The sequence below is a fragment of the Paracoccus tibetensis genome (genome assembly GCF_900102505.1).
Classification (GTDB): Bacteria; Pseudomonadota; Alphaproteobacteria; order Rhodobacterales; family Rhodobacteraceae; genus Paracoccus; species Paracoccus tibetensis.
The window spans coordinates 290,392-309,458 of the sequence record NZ_FMVT01000004.1 but is presented as its reverse complement, the minus strand read 5'-3'; the positions used below and the strand labels follow the sequence as shown (position 1 = coordinate 309,458).

Annotated in this window: 20 protein-coding genes; 11 read left to right on the top strand and 9 right to left on the bottom strand. The window is 67.0% G+C overall.

Translation table 11 applies throughout. From position 1 onward, the window contains the following. The first annotated feature begins 43 nt into the window (after nucleotides 1-43). Nucleotides 44-709, top strand: a complete 666-nt coding sequence (locus BLP73_RS07680) for a GntR family transcriptional regulator (protein WP_090741997.1) — start codon at nucleotides 44-46, stop codon at nucleotides 707-709. 84 nt (nucleotides 710-793) lie between these two features. Here BLP73_RS07680 and BLP73_RS07675 read toward each other — a convergent pair whose 3' ends face one another. From BLP73_RS07675 to sciP, 3 genes are all read right to left on the bottom strand, one after another. Beyond that, the gene (locus BLP73_RS07675) at nucleotides 794-1,051 is read right to left on the bottom strand and encodes a Rossmann-fold NAD(P)-binding domain-containing protein (RefSeq protein WP_090741993.1); all 258 of its coding nucleotides are present in this window, start codon (nucleotides 1,049-1,051) and stop codon (nucleotides 794-796) included. A 240-nt stretch (nucleotides 1,052-1,291) separates the two neighbouring features. After that, complete coding sequence (locus BLP73_RS07670) at nucleotides 1,292-2,314, bottom strand: peptidoglycan-binding domain-containing protein (RefSeq protein WP_175453276.1); 1,023 nt, start codon at nucleotides 2,312-2,314, stop codon at nucleotides 1,292-1,294. 199 nt (nucleotides 2,315-2,513) lie between these two features. Beyond that, nucleotides 2,514-2,822, bottom strand: a complete 309-nt coding sequence (gene sciP, locus BLP73_RS07665; protein ID WP_090741987.1) for a CtrA inhibitor SciP — start codon at nucleotides 2,820-2,822, stop codon at nucleotides 2,514-2,516. A gap of 151 nt (nucleotides 2,823-2,973) precedes the next feature. Here sciP and BLP73_RS19585 point away from each other — a divergent pair, with 151 nt between their 5' ends. Next, nucleotides 2,974-3,279: a hypothetical protein gene (locus BLP73_RS19585; protein ID WP_217630653.1), complete on the top strand. Its 306-nt coding sequence runs from the start codon at nucleotides 2,974-2,976 to the stop codon at nucleotides 3,277-3,279. 188 nt (nucleotides 3,280-3,467) lie between these two features. Here the strand turns inward: BLP73_RS19585 and BLP73_RS07660 are convergent, their stop codons facing one another. Further along, a complete protein-coding gene (locus BLP73_RS07660) occupies nucleotides 3,468-4,211 on the bottom strand; it encodes an SDR family oxidoreductase (RefSeq protein WP_245686590.1) in 744 nt (247 codons plus the stop codon). Between the two features lie 176 nt (nucleotides 4,212-4,387). Between BLP73_RS07660 and BLP73_RS07655 the strand changes: the two genes are divergently transcribed. Then, nucleotides 4,388-5,680, top strand: a complete 1,293-nt coding sequence (locus BLP73_RS07655) for an NAD(P)H-dependent oxidoreductase (RefSeq protein ID WP_090741980.1) — start codon at nucleotides 4,388-4,390, stop codon at nucleotides 5,678-5,680. A gap of 213 nt (nucleotides 5,681-5,893) precedes the next feature. On the opposite strand, the gene BLP73_RS07650 is transcribed toward BLP73_RS07655, so the two are convergent. Further along, nucleotides 5,894-8,158 (bottom strand): MHYT domain-containing protein, encoded by a 2,265-nt coding sequence (locus BLP73_RS07650; protein WP_090741977.1) that lies wholly within the window; start codon nucleotides 8,156-8,158, stop codon nucleotides 5,894-5,896. Nucleotides 8,159-8,333: 175 nt separating this feature from the next. Here BLP73_RS07650 and gntA point away from each other — a divergent pair, with 175 nt between their 5' ends. The 7 genes from gntA (at nucleotide 8,334) to BLP73_RS07615 (ending at nucleotide 15,382) form a co-directional block, all read left to right on the top strand. Further along, nucleotides 8,334-9,026: a guanitoxin biosynthesis heme-dependent pre-guanitoxin N-hydroxylase GntA gene (gene gntA, locus BLP73_RS07645; RefSeq protein ID WP_090741976.1), complete on the top strand. Its 693-nt coding sequence runs from the start codon at nucleotides 8,334-8,336 to the stop codon at nucleotides 9,024-9,026. Beyond that, complete coding sequence (locus BLP73_RS07640; RefSeq protein WP_090741973.1) at nucleotides 9,013-9,615, top strand: DUF1989 domain-containing protein; 603 nt, start codon at nucleotides 9,013-9,015, stop codon at nucleotides 9,613-9,615. The genes gntA and BLP73_RS07640 overlap by 14 nt, the downstream gene beginning before the upstream one ends. Nucleotides 9,616-9,783: 168 nt before the next feature. Beyond that, complete coding sequence (locus BLP73_RS07635) at nucleotides 9,784-11,367, top strand: ABC transporter substrate-binding protein (RefSeq protein WP_090741970.1); 1,584 nt, start codon at nucleotides 9,784-9,786, stop codon at nucleotides 11,365-11,367. Nucleotides 11,368-11,443: 76 nt separating this feature from the next. Continuing rightward, nucleotides 11,444-12,424, top strand: coding sequence for an ABC transporter permease (locus BLP73_RS07630; protein WP_090741968.1), 981 nt, complete (start codon nucleotides 11,444-11,446; stop codon nucleotides 12,422-12,424). 3 nt (nucleotides 12,425-12,427) lie between these two features. Continuing rightward, on the top strand, nucleotides 12,428-13,405 hold the full coding sequence (locus BLP73_RS07625; protein WP_090741965.1) for an ABC transporter permease: 978 nt from the start codon (nucleotides 12,428-12,430) through the stop codon (nucleotides 13,403-13,405). Between the two features lie 4 nt (nucleotides 13,406-13,409). Further along, nucleotides 13,410-14,384: an ABC transporter ATP-binding protein gene (locus BLP73_RS07620; RefSeq protein WP_090741963.1), complete on the top strand. Its 975-nt coding sequence runs from the start codon at nucleotides 13,410-13,412 to the stop codon at nucleotides 14,382-14,384. A gap of 2 nt (nucleotides 14,385-14,386) precedes the next feature. Further along, complete coding sequence (locus tag BLP73_RS07615; RefSeq protein ID WP_090741961.1) at nucleotides 14,387-15,382, top strand: ABC transporter ATP-binding protein; 996 nt, start codon at nucleotides 14,387-14,389, stop codon at nucleotides 15,380-15,382. Between the two features lie 67 nt (nucleotides 15,383-15,449). Here BLP73_RS07615 and BLP73_RS07610 read toward each other — a convergent pair whose 3' ends face one another. Then, a complete protein-coding gene (locus BLP73_RS07610) occupies nucleotides 15,450-15,632 on the bottom strand; it encodes a CsbD family protein (protein WP_090741959.1) in 183 nt (60 codons plus the stop codon). A 34-nt stretch (nucleotides 15,633-15,666) separates the two neighbouring features. Then, nucleotides 15,667-16,974, bottom strand: coding sequence for a DUF2254 domain-containing protein (locus BLP73_RS07605; RefSeq protein ID WP_245686589.1), 1,308 nt, complete (start codon nucleotides 16,972-16,974; stop codon nucleotides 15,667-15,669). A 145-nt stretch (nucleotides 16,975-17,119) separates the two neighbouring features. On the opposite strand from BLP73_RS07605, the gene BLP73_RS07600 reads away from it, so the two are divergent. Then, complete coding sequence (locus BLP73_RS07600; protein WP_090741957.1) at nucleotides 17,120-17,338, top strand: hypothetical protein; 219 nt, start codon at nucleotides 17,120-17,122, stop codon at nucleotides 17,336-17,338. Nucleotides 17,339-17,368: 30 nt separating this feature from the next. Here BLP73_RS07600 and BLP73_RS07595 read toward each other — a convergent pair whose 3' ends face one another. Further along, complete coding sequence (locus BLP73_RS07595; protein WP_090741954.1) at nucleotides 17,369-18,478, bottom strand: extracellular catalytic domain type 1 short-chain-length polyhydroxyalkanoate depolymerase; 1,110 nt, start codon at nucleotides 18,476-18,478, stop codon at nucleotides 17,369-17,371. A 26-nt stretch (nucleotides 18,479-18,504) separates the two neighbouring features. Then, complete coding sequence (locus BLP73_RS07590) at nucleotides 18,505-18,921, bottom strand: CopG family transcriptional regulator (protein ID WP_090741952.1); 417 nt, start codon at nucleotides 18,919-18,921, stop codon at nucleotides 18,505-18,507. Nucleotides 18,922-19,067: the final 146 nt, after the last annotated feature.

The following is a 19,067-nucleotide window of genomic DNA, read 5'->3' as shown; positions in this document are numbered from 1 at the left end:
TCCGACTGTATGCAGCCGGATGCAAGAGGGATCTGGAGGCGGCATGGGCGACGAAACGGAGGGACCGCAGGGCCAGTCGGCCTATCGCCGGCTTCTGGCCGAAATCCGCGCCGGCCAGCTTCTGCCCGGCGCCCGGCTGCGGGAAACGGAACTGGCCGAGCGGCTCGGCATCTCGCGCACCCCAGTGCGCGAGGCGATCCGGCAGCTGGAGGCGGACGGGCTGGTGTCCCATCAGGCGCGGCAGGGGGCGACGATCCGCAACCTCGACTATGTTGAGGTGATCGAGCTTTACGAGATGCGCTCGGTGCTGGAAGGCACGGCCGCGCGGCTGGCGGCGCGCATGGCGAGCCAAGTCGAGTTGCGCGAGCTGACCGAGATCAACGAGGCGCTGGCCTACGCCGAGCCCGGCACTGCGGCGCAAGAGCTGAACCGCCAGTTCCACCGCACGCTTTTGGACGCCGCCCGCAACCGCTTCCTCGTCAAGACCATGATCGCGCTGCAAAAGACGCTGCTGATCCTCGGTCCCACGACGCTATCGGAGAGCGAGCGCCACGAATCCGCCTCCATCGAGCATCGCGCCGTCATCGACGCCATCGCCGCCCATGACGGCGACCGGGCCGAGGCCGCCATGCGCGCCCATGTCGAGGCGGCGCTGAACGCCCGCGTCCGGGGAATGCGCGGCCGCGAGATCCCGCTGGAGGACGAATGAACCGCGCCGCAAACGGGCAGCGCAGCCCTCAGCGTGGCGCCGCTCGGGCCGTGCCGCAGATGAGGACACCTGTGCAGCAGCAGCTTAGATGCCGATGGACAGGTTCCGGGCGCCTGTCGTGACGATTAGCTTGAGCCGCGTCAGCGCCTCGATCAGCGGAGCGTCCAGCGGCGTCCGCTCGCGCATCACGCAAATGATGTTGGAAGGCGCCAGCGTCTTTGCCTGCGCGGAGCGGGCCGGCGTCGATTCATCCACGACCCTAACGGTGTCGCCCTCGGGCCAATCTGAATAGCTGCACGCGACATCGGCGTGGTCATCAAGATCCACGATCTGCAACGTCATTACTATGGTCTAATCAGCTCATCTCGGTTCTGGCGCATGTGGCACCTGGTCACCACGCTTCACCTGATGCTGGAGCAAGTCTTTCCACGCATTCGACTTATATGGTTGCGTTAGCTAAAGTCGATCGAACGCGCCTTTTTGAGACGGCGCTTGGCTGTCTGTCTTGGCTCACACAAGAGTGGCAGTCATGACTCATCGACGACACTCCGCGACCCGTAGATCCAAAATGTCTAGGTTACGTCAGATGCGTGCTTGCTCTTGCAGGGTTCTCACCTGTTCTGCAGTCAGATAGCCCGTCTCGGCCAGTCCGTTGTCCCCTTGCCATCGACCAATGGCGCTTCGCGTTGTCGAGCCGAACACACCGTCAGCCTGGCCCCTCAGGTAACCGAGGCTGATGAGCCGCTGCTGGACCCTCGTGCGCTCGGCACGCGTCAGGCCGAGCAGGTCTTCGTCAACGGCCGCGGCTCGGTCGACTGATGCCTCTGACCCGCGAGCTTCGGCATCCGCCCGAAGCGCGCTGATCATCGCTGCAGTCATGTAGCCGGTTGCGCCCTGACCCGTATTGCGCTGCCAGGCCCTGATGGCCTCACGTGTTCCGGTGCCAAATAGACCGTCCGCTCCCTTGGGGTCATAGCCAAGGTCGATGAGATCGTGCTGTATCTGCACACGTTGCGCGCGCGTCAGTCCGAGGTTGAGCTCTGCCTGTGCAGCCGACGTGGCAGCAACATCAGCCGCAGGCGCTGGAGCAGCAGGCCGTGCATCCGCCCGGTCGAGAAGCAGAGGCAGCTGCCTCTGGTCCAGATAGCCGGTCGGGCCAAACCCGTTTGCCCTCTGCCATGCCGTTATCGCGCGCCGCGTCCCGGCCCCGAAGGCACCGTCGATGCCGGCCGTGTAATAGCCGCCTGCTGCGAGCCTTCGCTGGACGGCGACACGGTCCTCCCGCGCCAAGCCTAGCCGCAACTCTGATTGCGCTGCGCGGGTCTCTGCCGCAGTCGCGGCCTCCAGCCTTGCCAGTTGATCCCGTGCAGCCTGAGCATTCGGACCTTCCGGATAGGTGTCCAGATACTGCCGATAGGCCGCCGCAGACCCATTGGCGACCACTCCATCCCACAGTGCCCGCTCGTGTGCGCCCTGCTGTTGCTCCAGAATGGTTCTTGCAATGGTGCCGACAACCTCGCCCAGGTCTGGCTCGGCCTGGCTTGGCTGGCCGGTGATCGAGATCAGGCTCGCGACGATCGCGAGAACGGAAATGCGCTGAGCCATCATGTCCTCCTGCTACGGCGTTGCACATGGGAAGCCTGACACCGAACGTCAGCTTGGAGAAATCCACGAAGCTGGCGACAGGTTCCAGTTGCGCGGAACATGTGATCAAGCGAGTGCAGATCATGTAATCGCGCTTCGGCAAGGGCTGATCTGGAAGCGCGAGAAGAGAGAAGGCGAGGCGCTTTCCCGGATCGGCGGGCTATCGAGCGCTATCTCTTGGGACCAAGTCGACACGCGGCTCCCTGTACCGCTGCAACGTGGTGACCTTCAATGCGGCTCTTCCGCTAGCGGTTCTCGCGCGGCACCATCCATCGTATTCCTCAACGGAGAGTTGGTAGCGCTTGAGCGCCTCGTCCCGGCTGATCAGCCCGTGCGTCACGGCCAAGACGACCGTTTCCTTCCGGCTGGCCACCCATCGGGTGTCCGCATTCGGAAGATCCGAGACGCTCAGGATGCGTCCGTTATCAAGGGTCACGGAGCGGGGACCATTGGCCTTTTTCAGATACAAGTCACACCTCTTACACCACGTAGAATGGCTTCTTCTGACCGGCGCAGGACGACGGTTAGCCCAATCGCGATATTCTTTTGTCGGAAGCTCAACCCCGTAACATCAGGGATGCTAAGCCGGCCCGGTATGGTGCGTCGTTCACCATCCGCGCTTGCGCAAGCCGATCATCTTGTTGCTGTCCGGCCGTCTGATGATCCTCGGAGTTGCGTCCGGACCAGGTTCAGGAGGCCCTGACGACACCCCAAGTGACCGCCTGATGCTGCAGCCGATCACGCAGATCGCGGTATTCCGTGTTGTGCGCGTACGCGCCGATGGCGGACAAGATCATCATCAGGTCCTTTGCCGAGACGCTTGGGCGAAGGTCGGCTTGCTGCTGCTTGTGGCACATGGAAAAGATCCAACTCTCGAAAAATGTACACGCTTTACTAAGCTGAGGTCTGTGCGATTGGAAACCTGACTTTTCGCACAGGTTGCGTATGATCGAGTCGCTGTGACTTCAGGTTGATCACGTGCGTTTCCTGACCGTCGACACGGCGTCTTCCAAGGCAAACACCAATGGTGTTGTCGATGATGTCACTTTCCGACCCGACTTGTGAGGAATCGTGGGGTGATCACGGCGTAGAGGCCTTGTATCACCCAGCATCTTCACCCGCGCCCGATGAAGGGCATGTTGGTCGCCATCACGGTCACGAACTGCATGTTCGCGCCCTCGGGAAGGCTGGCCATCCGCAGCACCGCATCGGCCACGATGGCGACATCCATGACCGGCTCTGGCTTGATCGACCCGTCTGCCTGCAGGACACCCTGCTGCATGCTCGCCGTCATTTCGGTGATGGCATTGCCGATGTCGATCTGCCCGCAGGCGATGTTGAACGGCCGCCCGTCCAGCGAGATCGTCCGGGTGATCCCCGTGACCGCGTGCTTGGAGGCCGTATAGGCGATGGATCCGGGACGCGGGGCGTGCGCCGAGATAGAGCCGTTGTTGATGATCCGTCCGCCAGGCGGGGTCTGCGCCCTCATCCTTGCAAAGGCGGCGCGGGCGCAGTTGAAGACGCCGATGACGTTGACGTCGATGACCGCGCGGAAATCGTCCGGGTCGATCTCGTCCGGGGTCGATGAGGTCAGGCCGCCGCCGGCATTGTTGAAAAGCGTGTCGATCCGTCCCCAGGCCGTAACCGCGCGGTCGAAGCTTGCATCGACCGCTGCGGCATCGGTGACGTCGCAGGGCAGGATCAGCGCCGCCTCCGCGGCCTCTGCGGTCTCGACCAGCTTGTCCTCGCGCCGGCCAAGAAGCCCCACGCGCCAGCCTGCCTCGAGGAACCGCCGGGCGGTGGCGCGACCGATGCCGCTGCCTGCGCCGGTGATGATGATGGACCTTGGATCGCTCACGGGTGTCTCCTTCGGGGCGGACGCGAAAGGGCAGCCACCTCCCTGGGCAGAGGCGTCGATGCCGCGGGACACCGGCGTCGCTCGGGCTTGAGGCGAATGGCATTGCGCCATTGCGGTTATCCTTGGCACATTGGATCAAGGGACGGAAGAGTCCTGCAGGAACGGAGGGAACGAGCATGAACCTCTCGCGATTGGCCGCCGAACGCGCGGCCGCAGGACGGCCCGTTCGTGCGGCGCTGATCGGGGCGGGCAAGTTCGGCTCGATGTTTCTGGCGCAGGTTCCGACGATCTCCGGGCTCGAGGTCGCGATCATCGCCGACCTGAACCCCGACAATGCGCGCGCCGCCTGTCGCACCGTCGGCTGGAGCGACGATCTGATTGCAGCCACGCGCTTCACCGATGACGGCAACGCCGCCGCGCGCGCCGAGGTCGATGTCGTGATCGAGGCGACGGGCAACCCGGAAGCGGGCATTCGGCACGCGGAAGCCGCCATCGCGGCCGGCCGCAACGTGGTGCTCGTCAATGTCGAGGCCGATGTGCTCGCCGGGCCGCAACTTGCGGCGCAGGCGCGTGCGGCAGGCGTGGTCTGTTCGATGGCGTATGGCGATCAGCCGGCACTGGTGAGCGAGATGGTGGACTGGGCGCGCGCCGCGGGCTTCGAAGTCGCCGCTGCCGGCAAGGGCACCAAGTATCTGCCCAGCTACCATCAAGTCACGCCTGACGATGTCTGGACGCATTATGGTCTTACGTCCGAAGATGCGCGTGCGGCGGGGATGAACCCGCAAATGTTCAACTCGTTTCTGGATGGCACCAAGTCCGCGATCGAAGCTGCGGCCATCTCCAACGCGTGCGGCCTTGATCTGCCTGAAGACGGACTGGCATTCCCACCCTGCGGCGTGGACGATCTGGCACATGTGCTGCGCCCGCGCGAGCTGGGTGGGCTTCTCGACCGCGACGGGATGGTGGAGGTTGTCTCGTCGCTCGAACGGGACGGGCGTCCGGTCTTTCGCGATTTGCGGTGGGGTGTGTATGTGGTGCTGCGCGCACCCAACGATTATGCGGCCCAGTGCTTCCGCCAGTATGGCCTGCCCACCGATAGCAGCGGGCGCTATGCCGCAATGTACAAGCCCTTCCACCTGATAGGGCTGGAATTGTCGATCTCGGTTCTCTCGGTCGCCTTGCGGGGCGAAGCTACCGGGCAGAGCCGGGAGTGGCGCGGCGACGCGGTCGCGGTGGCCAAACGCCCGCTGCGCAAGGGTGAGAGGCTCGATGGTGAAGGAGGCTGGACAGTTCACGGACGAGCCGTGCCCGCCGCGCGCAGCCGAGCAGAGGCGCTGCTGCCCATCGGTCTGGCACATGACGTCGCGCTCTTGCGCAATATCTCTGCGGGTGAGGTGCTTCGCATGGCCGACGTTGCTCTTGACCCGGCGCGACGCGGTGTCGTCCTCCGCCAAGCCATGCTGGCGTGAACAACCAGCAGCCAAGTCGGCGCTGCACGAGATGCGCTCGGGGACGAGAACGCTGGTGGAACTGAGCGCGGGTATCGTGGCAGGGGCCGCGTCGAGCCGAAGATAAACTCGCTGGGATTCCCGCGGCGGCGCTTCATGGCGCGGATAGCTCGTGCAGCAGGGCCATCAACCAAGCAAAGGCGACGGCATCCCGCTGTGAGATGCGTCCTGTCCCTAGCCTGCGGGAAGGCGGAAGGGGATGACGTTGGGGTCGGGCGCCGCGCGCAGCGCCTCGGCCACGGCGCGTTCCAGCTGCACCTGGAAGAAGGGTTTGTCGAGCCGGTAGGCGATGTTCGCGTGGTTGGGGGGCAGCTCGGCATAGCCCGTGGCCAGGATCACCGGCAGGTCCGGGCGGTGAAGCCTCAGCGCCTCGGCCAGCTGCAGCCCGGTCATCCGGGGCATGGCCTGGTCGGTAATGACCAGATCGACATCGCGCGCCTGCTCGAGGATGCGCAGCGCCTCGTCGCCGCTGTGAGCGGCAAGGACGCGGTGGCCCATGTCCTCGAGCATCGCCTGTGTGTTCATCAGGACCAGGATGTCGTCGTCCACGGCCAGGACGGTCGCCGCGACGCGGGGGGCCGGCGCGGGTTCGGGCAGGGACTGGCGCGGTTCGGCCGGGGCGGGGGCAAGGGCGGCGGGCAGCATCATCGTCGCCTGCGTTCCTTCGCCGGGCGTGCTGGAGAGATAGAGCTTGCCGCCGGACTGCGCGGCGAAGCCGTGCACCATCGACAGGCCCAGGCCCGTGCCCTTCGTCGGGCCCTTGGTGGTGAAAAAGGGCTCGGTCGCGCGGGCCAGGGTCTCGGGGTCCATGCCGCTGCCGTGGTCCAGCACGCGGATCGCGATCTGCTGCGGGGCGCCATGGGTCTGCACGGCCTCGACCGAGACGCGGATCGACCCGCCGGCCGGCATCGCGTCGCGCGCGTTGACGATCAGGTTCAGCAGCGCCATCTCCAGCTGGTTCTCGTCCACGTTGGCGACGGCCACCTGCTCGGCCTCGGGCAGGTGCAGCTCGTAATGCGGGCCGAGCGAGCGCTGCAGCAGGCCGGCCATGCCGCGGATCAGCCCGCCCACGTCGATGTTCTTCGGATCGAGGCTCTGGCGCCGCGCGAAGGCCAGCATCCGCTGCGTCAGCGTCGAGCCGCGCTCGACCCCCTGGATCGCCAGGTCGATCAGCTCCCGGCTCCGCTCGTCGCCGCCGGCGCGCTTGCGCAGAAGCTCGAGGTTGCCGAGGATGATCGCCAGCAGGTTGTTGAAGTCATGCGCCACGCCGCCGGTCAGATGGCCGAGGACCTCCATCTTCTGCGCCTGCCGCAGCGCGTTCTCGGCCTCCTTGCGGGCGGTGACGTCGACAAGTCCCTCGATGCAGGAGGCGAAGCGCCCCTCGGCATCCAGTTCCCTGCGGCCGGTCATCTCGACCTCGACCAGCCTGCCTGATTTCGTCACCAGCCCGGCCTGGACCTCGCGCAGCGCGTCCGTCTCGGCAACGGCGGGCCAGGTCGAGCCCGCCCGCTCCTGCGCCGAGGCGGGGGTCATGAAGCTTCGCAGGGGTCGCCCGATCACCTCGTCGCGACCGTAGCCCAGAAGGGCGAGCCAGGCGTCGCTGACATCGAGGATGTCGTCGTTCGGATCGACCGCGTGGAGGGGCAGGGGCGTGCGGCGGTAGAGCAGGCGGAAGCGCTCTTCGCTCTCGCGCAGCAGCTCGGCCTCGCGCTGGCTCTGCTGCGCGCGGCGGCGGTCGGTGGCGGCGGCGAGCAGGCCGAGCGAGAGGATCGCGAAGGTCACGACCGAGATGACGGTGCCCAGCACCTCCAGATCGACGCTGCGGCTTTGTAGCGGCGCGCCGCCCGGGATCGGCACGAACGTCGCGGCCCGCATCCCCGAGAAATGCATCCCCGAGATCGCGGCCCCCATGACCACCGCGGCGATGAACTTCTCGACAAGGCCCGTGTTCATGAAGGCCAGCCACAGCGCGGCCGTCGCGGCGCCAATGGCGATCACCAGCGATATCGCGATCCAGGCCGGGTCGTAGCTGACGGTCATGGGCACCCGCAGCGCGGCCATGCCGGTATAGTGCATCGCAGCGATGCCGAAGCCCATCAGCGGCCCGCTGAGCAGCAGCGCCGCCACGCGCCGGCGCAGGTGCACGACGATGGCAAAGCCCGCGCCCGTCGCGCAGACGGCCAGCAGGAAGGACAGCGCCGTGAGCCCCAGCCCATAGGAGGCGTGCGCGCCCGGCAGCGAGTGCGCCAGCATCGCCACGAAATGCATCGACCAGATCCCGCCGCCAAGCGAGAAGGCCGCGCCGCCCAGCCAAGCCCCGCGGGCCCGGCGCGTCGTGGCGGCGCCGAAGCGCCCGGCCAGATCCAGCGCCGTGTACGAGGTCGCCGTGGCGATCAGAAGCGCGAGAAAGACCAGGGCCTCGTTGTGGTGACCGTGCATTCGCGCTCCTGCGGTGGACACTCTTGCGCCTGTTATATCAGCAATCTGAAAAGAGGGAGAAGTTTCGCCACGGCACCTTCCGGCCTGCGGCCGGTGCGCGCAGCTGACGAACATTTAAGGAACTGCAGCATCCGGCGAGCGGTTGTGCGGAGCAAGATGGCAGTGGGTCAAGACAATGCAGATCGACGACGACACGGCGCAGCAGGCCAGCGACGAGCTGATGGCGGCGATTGCGGACAAGGACTTTCCCTGCCTCGGGGCGAAGTCCGCGATGGCGCGGGGGACGCTGAAGACGGTGGTCTGCCGCTCGCTTCGGATGGCGGTGGACGACGTGCACATCCATACCGAGCTGATCGCCTGGGTTCGCGACTATCAGCAAGATCCGTCCGGCCTGCGCAGCCTGGCCGTTGTCTTCGCCGGGCCGGACGACCTGGACGAGGAGCAGTTCGAGACCGCCATGTGGGGGCGCCTGCAATCCCTGGCCGAGATCGACGACCGCCGGCGGCAGCCCTATGACAGCAGCGTCAGCCTTGATCCCGAGGACCCGCACTTCTCGCTGAGTTTCGGCGGGGCGGCGTTCTTCGTCGTGGGCCTTCACCCGGCGGCCTCGCGCCCGGCACGGCGGATGCCGCGGCCGACCCTCGTCTTCAACCTGCACGACCAGTTCGAGCGTCTGCGCGAGGAGGGGGTCTACGAGCGGATGCGCGAGAAGATCCTCAGCCGCGACGAGGCGCTGGCGGGCAGCATCAACCCGATGCTCGCGCGCCACGGCGAGACCAGCGAGGCGCGCCAGTACAGCGGCCGCCTGGTCGACGACAGCTGGCGCTGCCCCTTCCACGACCCGAGGGCCGACGATGCCCGTCACTGAAATCCCGCCCCGCAGCGGCGCGGCCTTCCGCCTGGCGCGGGGGCAGGTGCTGACGGTCATCGACCCCGAGGGGATGCAGGTCTCGGACCTTCTGGCCTACAGCGCCGAGGACGTGCGCGAGGTGATCTCGAACGGGCGGACCTTTGATTACGAGGAGACGATCGCCCTGACGACGGGCGCGCGGCTCTGGTCCAACCGCTCGCGGGTGATGCTGACGATCGTCGAGGACAGCGTAGGGCGGCACGACTTCCTGCTGACGCCCTGCAGCGAGGCGACCTTCCGCCACTTCTACCCCGACCAGCCGGTCCATCGCGGCTGCTTCGGCAATCTCGCCGAGGCGCTGGCGCCCTTCGGTGTCGAGCCCGACATGATACCCTGCGCGTTCAACGTCTTCATGAACGTCCCCGTCGCGGCGGACGGCAAGCTGCGGGTCGATCCGCCGGTCAGCAAGCCGGGCGATCACCTGCGGCTGCGGGCCGAGATGGACCTGATCATCGGCCTGACGGCCTGCTCGGCCTATGCCTCGAACGGCGGCAGCTTCAAGCCCATCCACTACAGCATCGACGGCGGGCAACACCCGCAGGAGTAGCGCCGCCAACGCTGCCCTGATCCGCGCCCGATGGCGCGCGGCGGGGGCGGCGTTGTGACGCCACGTCTCGAACCGCTGCGCGCCACTTGCAACGGCGGGCATCAGCGGGTCTTCTGGTGGAAGTGGCTGCCCTCGAGGCGGCCTGCTTCAATGATCAGGGAGAGAGAGATGAAGAAGGTGATGACGCGCCTCGGCCTTGCGCTGCTGTCCACGACGATGATCGCCGGCACCGCCTCGGCCGAGACGATCCGATGGGCCCGCGCCTCGGACGCGCTGACGCTTGACCCCCATTCCCAGAACCAGGGCGTGACGCACAACTTCGCGCACCATATCTACGAGACGCTGGTGGACCGCGACGAGGAGGGCACGCTGCAGCCGCGCCTCGCGACCGAGTGGGAGCTGAAGGAGGACGATCCGACGGTCTGGGTGTTCCGCCTGCGCGAGGGCGTGACCTTCCACGACGGCGCCGAGTTCACGGCCGAGGACGTTGTCTTCTCGCTGGACCGCGCCCGCTCCGAAGCCTCTAACATGCGCCAGCTGCATGTCGAGGTGGCCGAGGTGCGCGCGGTGGACGACTACACGGTCGAGGTGCAGATGACCGGCCCGTCGCCGCTCTATCCCAACAACCTGACCAACACCTTCATCATGGACAAGGACTGGTCCGAGGCCAATGACGTGGTCGAGGTGCAGGACTATGCCGCGGGCGAGGACAACTACGCCGTCCGCAACACCAACGGCACCGGCCCCTACATCCTGCAATCGCGCGAGGTCGACGTCCGCTCGGTCCTGACGCTGAACGAGAACCACTGGGCCGAGGATACCCCGGCGGTGACCGAGATCATCTACCTGCCCATCGCCGACAACGCGACCCGCATCGCGGCGCTCTTGTCGGGCGAGGTGGACCTGGTGCAGGACGTGCCCGTCCAGGACATCGAGCGGCTGCAGGCGACGCAGGGTGTCAAGATCGAGACCGGCCCCGAGAACCGCGTGATCTATTTCGGCTACCGCTTCGGGGAAGAGCCGCTGGCCTCGTCCAACGTCACCGACGCGAACCCTTTCAACGACCCGCGCGTGCGCGAGGCGATGGAGCTGGCCGTGGACCGCGACGCCATCGCGCAGGTCGTGATGCGCGGTCAGGCGCTGCCGACGGGCGTCGCCAACCCGCCCTTCGTCGCCGGCTGGACCGAGGAGCTGAACGCCTATCCCGCCGTGGATCTGGAGCGCGCGCAGGAGCTGATGAACGAGGCCGGCTACGAGAACGGCTTCACCGTCACGCTGGACACGCCGAACAACCGCTACGTCAACGACGAGGCGATCAGCCAGGCGGTCGTCGGCATGCTGGGCCGGATCGGGATTAACGTGACGCTGGCCTCGCGCCCGGTCGCGCAGCACTCGCCGCTGGTCACCAACAATCAGACCGACTTCTACCTGCTGGGCTGGGGCGTTCCGACCTTCGACTCGGCCTATGTCTTCAACGACCTCGTGCACACGAAGGAAGGCAGCTACGGCGCCTATAACGGCGGGCTCTACTCGAACCCCGAGCTGGACGCGAAGATCCAGTCGCTCGGCACCGAGACCGACATGGAAGTCCGCGACGCCACCGTGGCCGAGATCTGGCAGACCGTGAAGGAAGAGCGCGTGCTGCTGCCGATCCACAACCAGGTGCTGGCCTATGCGATGCGCGACGACATCACGCTGCCGGTCCACCCCGAGAACCAGCCGCTGCTGACCTCGCTGACCTTCGCCGACTGATCGCGCGACCTGACGGACCGCCGCGCTTGGGTGCTTCCCAAGCGCGGCGTTTCCCTATTTCGAGAGGATATGGCCCATGCTGGCCTTCATCATCCGCAGGCTGGCGCAATCGGTGCTGGTCATGCTGTTCGTGGCGCTGATCGCCTTCGTCGTCTTCCGCTATGTCGGCGATCCCATCGCCAGCATGGTCGGCGTCGAGACGCGGCTGGAGGATCAGGCGATCATGCGCGACAGGCTGGGCCTCAACGACCCGGTCATCTGGCAATTCCTGCGCTTCATCGGCAACGCGATGCAGGGCGAGTTCGGCATCTCCTACCGCCTCCAGCAGCCGGTGACCGAGCTGATCCTGTCGCGCCTGCCCGCGACGCTTGAGCTGGCCTTCGCCTCGGCCACCATCGCGATGGTTTTCGGGCTGACGCTCGGCGTCTTCACCGCGTTGAAGCCCAAGAGCTTCCTGACCGGCTTCGTGATGGCCGTCTCGCTGATCGGGGTGTCGCTGCCGACCTTCCTGATCGGGATCGGCCTCATCTACATCTTCGCGGTCGAGCTGGGCTGGTTCCCCTCCTTCGGGCGCGGCGAGACGGTGCAGATCGGCGCCTGGCGCACCGGGCTTCTGACGGAAAGCGGCCTGCGCTCGCTGGTCCTGCCCGCGATCACGCTGTCGCTGTTCCAGCTGACGCTGATCATGCGCCTCGTGCGCGCCGAGATGCTGGAGGTGCTGCGCACCGAATACATCCGCTTCGCCCGCGCCCGCGGGTTGTCGCAGCGGGCGATCCATTTCGGCCACGCGCTGAAGAACACGCTGGTCCCGGTCATCACCATCACCGGCCTGCAGCTCGGCTCGGTCATCGCCTTCGCCATCGTGACGGAGACCGTCTTCCAGTGGCCGGGCGTCGGCTCGCTGTTCATCGTCTCGGTCCAGGTGGTCGATGTGCCCGTGATGGCCGCGTACCTGATGTTCATCGCGCTGGTCTTCGTGCTGATCAACCTGATCGTCGATATTCTTTACTACGTCGTCGACCCGCGCCTGCGCGTCGATGCCGGAAGCGGGAAGTAACCCATGACACACCCAACCGAAGGCCAAGCCGCACCGGCCCCCGCGCCCATCGTGCCGCCGAAGCCGCAAGGCAGGATCAAGGCGGCGCTCGACAGCGACATTTTCTACTCTTGGCGCCGCTCGCCCGTCACCATCGTCGCGACAGTCGTCGCGCTGTCGCTGATCCTGATGGCGATCCTCGCCCCGTGGATCGCGCCCTACAACCCGTTCAACCCTGCCAGCCTCAACCTGATGGACGGCTTCACCCCGCCGATGACCGAGAACCAGTTCACAGGGAACACCTACCTTCTCGGGACAGACAACCAGGGCAGGGACGTGCTGTCCTCGATCATGTATGGCAGCCGCATCAGCCTGTTCGTGGGCGCGATGGCGACGGCCTTCGCGATCACGCTCGGCGTCTCGCTTGGGCTGGTGGCGGGCTACAATGGCGGGATGATCGACGGGATCATCATGCGCATCGCCGACATCCAGCTGTCCTTCCCCGGCATCCTGATCGCGCTGCTGATCTTCGGGATCGCCCGCGGCCTGATCCCGCCGAACCAGCAGGAGAGCATGGCGATCTGGGTCCTGATCATCGCCATCGGCCTGTCGAACTGGGCGCAATTTGCCCGGACCGTGCGCGGCGCGACGATGGTCGAGCGGCAGAAGGACTACGTCTCGGCCGCCCGGATCATGGGGGTGCATCCCTTCCTGATCCTACTGCGCCACGTCCTGCCGAACGTCCTCGGGCCGGTGCTGGTCATCGGCACCATCGGCCTCGCGCTCGCGATCATCGAGGAGGCGACGCTGTCCTTCCTCGGCGTAGGCGTCCCGCCGACGCAGCCCTCGCTCGGCACGCTGATCCGCATCGGGCAGCAGTTCCTCTTCTCGGGCGAGTGGTGGATCCTGCTCTTCCCGGCGCTGACGCTGATCCTGCTGGCCCTGTCGGTGAACCTGCTGGGCGACTGGCTGCGTGACGCGCTGAACCCCAAGCTGCGGTGAGGACATGAGCAAACCCGTTCTTTCCGTTCGCGGCCTCACGGTCGAGTTTCCGACCCGGCGCGGCCTGCTGACCGCCGTTGAGGACATCACCTTCGACATCATGCCCGGCGAGGTGCTGGGCGTGGTCGGCGAAAGCGGCGCCGGCAAATCGATGACCGGCGCCGCCATCATCGGCCTGATCGACCCGCCGGGCCGCATCGCCCGGGGCGAGATCTGGCTGGGCGAGAAGCGCATCGACAACCTCGCTCCCGACGAGATGCGCAAGATCCGCGGCCGGCGGATTGGCATGATCTTCCAGGACCCGCTGACCTCGCTGAACCCGCTCTACCGCATCTCGCGCCAGCTGATCGAGACGATCCGCACGCATTTGCCGCTGTCCGAAAGCGACGCCCGCAAGCGCGCCGTGAAGCTACTGGACGATGTCGGCATTCCCGATGCCGCGCGGCGGATCGACGACTACCCGCACCAGTTCTCGGGCGGGATGCGGCAGCGCGTGGTGATCGCGCTGGCGCTCTGTGCCGACCCCGAGGTGGTGATCGCGGACGAGCCGACGACCGCGCTGGACGTCTCGGTTCAGGCGCAGATCATCGACGTGATGAAGGAGATCTGCGCCGAGCGGGGCGCCGCCATCATGCTGGTCACGCATGACATGGGAGTCATCGCCGAGACGGCCGACCGCGTCGCGGTGATGTATGCCGGGCGGCTGGCCGAGCTGGGGCCGGTGGCGTCCGTCATCAAGGACGCCAAGCATCCCTATTCGCAGGGGCTGATGGGCGCGATCCCGAAGCTGGGCGAGAACCTCGACCGGCTGGTGCACATCCCCGGCTCGATGCCGCGCCTCAACGCGATCCCGCAGGGCTGCGCCTTCAACCCGCGCTGCCCCAAGGTCTTCGACAAGTGCCGCATCCACCGCCCTGCCGCGTCCGAGATCGAACCCGGCCGCCGCGCCGCCTGCTGGCTCTACCCGGAGGTCACCTAAGCATGAGCGACACCCTTCTGGACGTCCGCCACCTGTCGCGACGCTTCGACGTCTCGGCCCCTTGGCTCAACCGCAAGATCGAGGGCAAGGACAAGGTCTATGTGAACGCGGTGAAGGATGTCAGCTTCACCGTCGCCAAGGGCAAGACCTTTGCGCTGGTCGGCGAAAGCGGCTCGGGCAAGTCTACCATCGCCCGGCTGATCGTGGGCCTTCTGGAGCCGACCGAGGGCGAGATCGTCTTCGACGGCACCTCGCTGGCCCGCGGACTGCGCGGGGCCGAGGCGCGCCGCCTGCGCCGCAGGTTCCAGATGATCTTCCAGGATCCGCTAGCCAGCCTCAACCCGCGCTGGCGCGTCGTGGACATCATCGCCGAGCCGCTGCGCGTCTTCGAGAAGACGATGAACGACCGCGCCCGCCGCATCCGCGTGGGCGAGCTGCTGACGCTGGTCGGCCTTTCGCCCGAGGACGGGATCAAGTTCCCGCACCAGTTCTCGGGCGGGCAACGCCAGCGCATCGCTATCGCGCGCGCCTTGGCGGCCAATCCCGAGTTCATCGTCTGCGACGAGCCGACCAGCGCGCTGGACGTCTCGGTGCAGGCGCAAATCCTGAACCTGATGCGCGACCTGCAGGACGAGTTCGGCCTGACCTATGTCTTCATCTCGCACAACCTTCAGGTCGTGCGGCACATGGCGGACGAGATCGGCGTCCTCTACCTCGGCCGCCTGGCCGAGGTGGGCGAGGCCGAGGCGCTGTTCGCGACCCCGCAGCACCCCTACACGCGGATGCTGCTGGACGCGGTGCCGGACATCGAGATGACCGGCCGCCGCCGCAAGAAGGTCGAGGGCGAGATCCCGTCCCCGATCGACCCGCCGCCGGGCTGCCCGTTCCATCCCCGCTGCCCCTTCGCGAACGAGCGCTGCCGGATCGAGATCCCCGGCCTCACCCGCCGCGGCGTGCAGGCCGCCGCCTGCCATGCGGTCGAGGAAGGGCGCATCTGAGGGAAGCATGGCTTGCAAACGAAGAAGGCCCCGCCGAAGCGGGGCCTTCCTGCGAAGCTCGAGGCAATCAGATGTCGTTGCCGAGCTTGCCCTTGACGGTGCCGGACACGTCCTGCGCCGAGCCCTTGGCCTTCTGCGCCTTGCCCTCGGCCTGCAGGTCCTTGTTGTCCGTCATATCGCCGATACCGTCTTTCACGCTGCCCATGGCCTTGTTGCCCGCAGCCTTCGCCTTGTCGGTCATCTCACCCATTTTGAACTCCTGTCGGTTTCGTTTCTGTTGCAAGTCAACGGTCATCCACGGCCTGGGGTTCCGCGTTATCCGCCTTGCCCTGCAGGTCATCAGCGTCGCGCGGGGGAAGAAGCGCGGCCAGACGCTCCACCTCCTCGGGCAGCGTCAGCGCCTTCTCGGCCCGCGCGAAGGCCAGCCGGGATTGCGTACGCGCGGCGCTGCGGAAGCTGTCATCGCCCATTCCCATGAGCGCTCCGAGCGCCTTCTGAAGCCGCATCTGCACCTCGATGACGCCGGCCCCGTCCCGCGCGATCGCCGCGAAGCCGTCCTCCAGAAGATCGGCGCTGTTCAGCATCGGGACATGGACATGGGGATAGCGGACGTCCGCCTGCTCGACCTCGCCCTCGGCCCAGAAGGCCAGCAGCTCGGTGATCCGGGCGATCATGTCGATGGCGGTGCCGGGGTCGTTGATGCCGGGCGAGAGGGCGCGCGAGCCGATTTCGGACAGGACAAGGATGCCGAAGCGCGGGTCCTGATCGTAGTCGCGGCTGACCGAGATGGCGCAGGCCGCGCGGATGCAGTCCTCCAGCGCCTCGTCCGTCGCGCCGCTGACATAGGCCAGCGTCGCGCCGGGATGGACATAGCTGCCGGGCAGCGTCGCCAGGTCCACGCGCAGGTCGCGCTCGGCCGCGGCCTTCTCGATCAGCTGCATGTCGATATGGATGATGTAGCCGATGCCGGTCGCAGCCACGCGCCGGGCCAGCGTCGGCATGGGCTGTCCGGGCGGGCGCAGCTTACCGCCAAGGCCCGGCGCCTCCTTGCGAGCCTTCAGCGTGCTGCGGGCGATGGTCTGCACGCGCTGCGCCGTCTCGCCGACCCGCCCCAGCTTGATCAGGTGGTCGATCCATCGCAGCAGCGACACGACGACCAGCGCCAGCACGAGGATGGTCACGAAGAACAGCACCGCGCGCCCGCGCTCACCATAGGCCTGCGCCTGCAGGACGACGATGCCGACGATGCTGAAGAGGAAGGCGCCGACGAAGGTCGACAGGACGTTCTGCGTGACACCGTCCTGCATCAGCAGCCGCGTCGCCCGCGGGCTGGCATTCGAGGTGGCATCGCCAAGCGCGCTCGTCAGCGTCGTCAGCGAAAAGGTCGTCACCGCCAGCATCGAGGAGGCGAGGATCGTCAGGATGTTGTCCACCGCATCCGAGCCCATCTCGAGCGCCCAGCTGTCGGGCAGGAAGCGGTCCGCCATGGTGCCCGCCGCCGCGGTGGCGATGCCCAGAAGCCCCATCAGCGTGGCCCGGAACCACAGCTGGCGCCCAAGCCGGGCCATGAGCCAGTTCCATTTCGTCAGCATCCCGTCCCCTTCGCCTGAGCCTCGCCCTCAACGCCGCGGCGCGGCAGGTCGATGCATCACGTGCGGCATCGAGGCCAGGCTGCGGCGGAACAACGGGGCGCGCGGGCGGTTGGCCTTGCTCATGGACCCGCAAGGAGGACGCAGCATGAGCAGCAGCAAGCAGCCGAAGTCGGATACGGAGGTCGGCCTGGACCTGCGCGACAACCTGAAGGACGATCCCGGCATCGGACGGTCCAAGGGCCGCTTTGCAATGACGAACGAGCCGCCGATCGAGGGCGAGACCACCTTCGAGGGCGACGTCAAGAACGACGCCACCCCCGCGGGCGGCATCGATCCGAACCAGCAGGGCCGCACCAACAAGTAAGGGTCGGCATCGGCCCGGCCGAAGCCCCCTTCAGCGGGGGGCTTCGCCAAAGAAGAAGCGCACCATCTCCGCGCTGGCATCGGGACCCTTGGGGTCCGTGTAGCTGCCGGCCGGCTTGCCCCCGGACCAGGCATGGCCCATCCCATCGATCAGCCAATGCTCGACCGAAGGCGCCCCGCCGGTGTCGCCACCACCGGTTCCTTCGCCATGGGTGACGCAGCGGCGGTAGGACCGGCCGCCGGCAGAGCCGCTGCTTTTGGTTTGCAGGCTCTCGCGGGGGCCGTTGTCGATGGCGTGGCGGGCGATGCGCTCGCCGTTCTGGGGATGCACGGTGGCATCGGCCGAGCCGTGGAAGACGATGGTGCGGACCGCCGGCCCGCCCGAACCTGCATCCGTGACTTGGCCCGCCATGGCCGCGAAGGCCGAGGGCACGTCCTTGGCCGCCCCGAGCGGCAGGCCAGAATGGGCACCGACGGCGTGGAAGAGTTCGGGATAGGCCGCGCCCAGGATGACCGCCATCGCGGCCCCTGCCGAGAGGCCCGCGACGAAGACCTGCTGCGGCGGCACCGCGTGGCGTTCCATGACCGAGCGGGTGATCCCGGCGATGATCGCGGGCTCGCCCCGGTCGCGCCGCTGGTCGCCGCGGCTGAACCAGTTCCAGCAGGACTGCGCGTTGTCGCCCCGCGATTGCGCGGGATAGACGACGATGAAGCGATGCGCCTCGGCCAGCTGGTTCATGCCCGTGCCGGCCGCGAAATCTTCGGGGTTCTGGGTGCAGCCGTGCAGCATGACGACCAGCCCGGTCACGCCGTCCTTCGCAGAGGCGGGAACGTAGGTCCGGTAGCGGCGGGTGCCGGCCGGGCAGGTGAAGCTGTCCTCGGCGAAGCTGGCGCCATCGGGCAGGGGGTCCGGCGCGGCCGCGGGCCGACCCATGCGCCCGGCAAGGCCGGCGAGCGCCGAGGCTATCGTGCCGCCGCCGGCCTCGCCGAGCGGGCGAGGCGACAGGGGCGCCGCAGTCCCGGAGGGCAGGGGAGAGGCGAGGCCATGCCGCGCCAGCGTCTGCGCAACGAGGTCATTGGCCGAGGCCAGCTGCGCGTTGCCCATTGCCTTGCGCCAGGCGCCTGCTTTGAGATCGATCATTTGTATCTTCCTTTCGCGATCCGCCATCAGGTGATGCGGTCGGCCAATGCCTTCTTTATGTCCGCCGAGGCCTGAAGGGCGCCGAGAACAGTGATCGAGCCGATGGTGGCGCGGGCCAGCTCGGGTGTGACGTCGCCGGCGATGCGCGCGAGGCCCACGACCCTGACATGCAGCGTCTCGCCGGCCGCGCGGGCCTGCTCCAGTTCGGTCCGGGTAAATTCGCGCAGGCCAAGCTCCATCATGTGCCGCTCGATCGAGCGGTCCACGGCCTCGCCATGCGTGTCGAACTGCCTGCGGATCGCCGTCCTGATGAAGTCGCTGCGGTTCGAGTAGAACCCCTCGCGCACCAGCAGGTCGATCCGGCCCAGGTCGACGAAGCCGAGGTTGATCGTGATCTTCTCGCTCTCGGGCTGCCGGTCGCGCAACTGCGTGATCTCTGCCATCACCTGCCTCATGCCATCCACATGGATGGTATATGGCTGCCGTTCGGAGATACGCAAGGGAGGTGCTGCAAAAGGATCAGCGAGATCGACCGCCGATCTGCAAACGCGCCAAAGGGATCAGGTCACCGAGGTGATGTCGGCCCTGC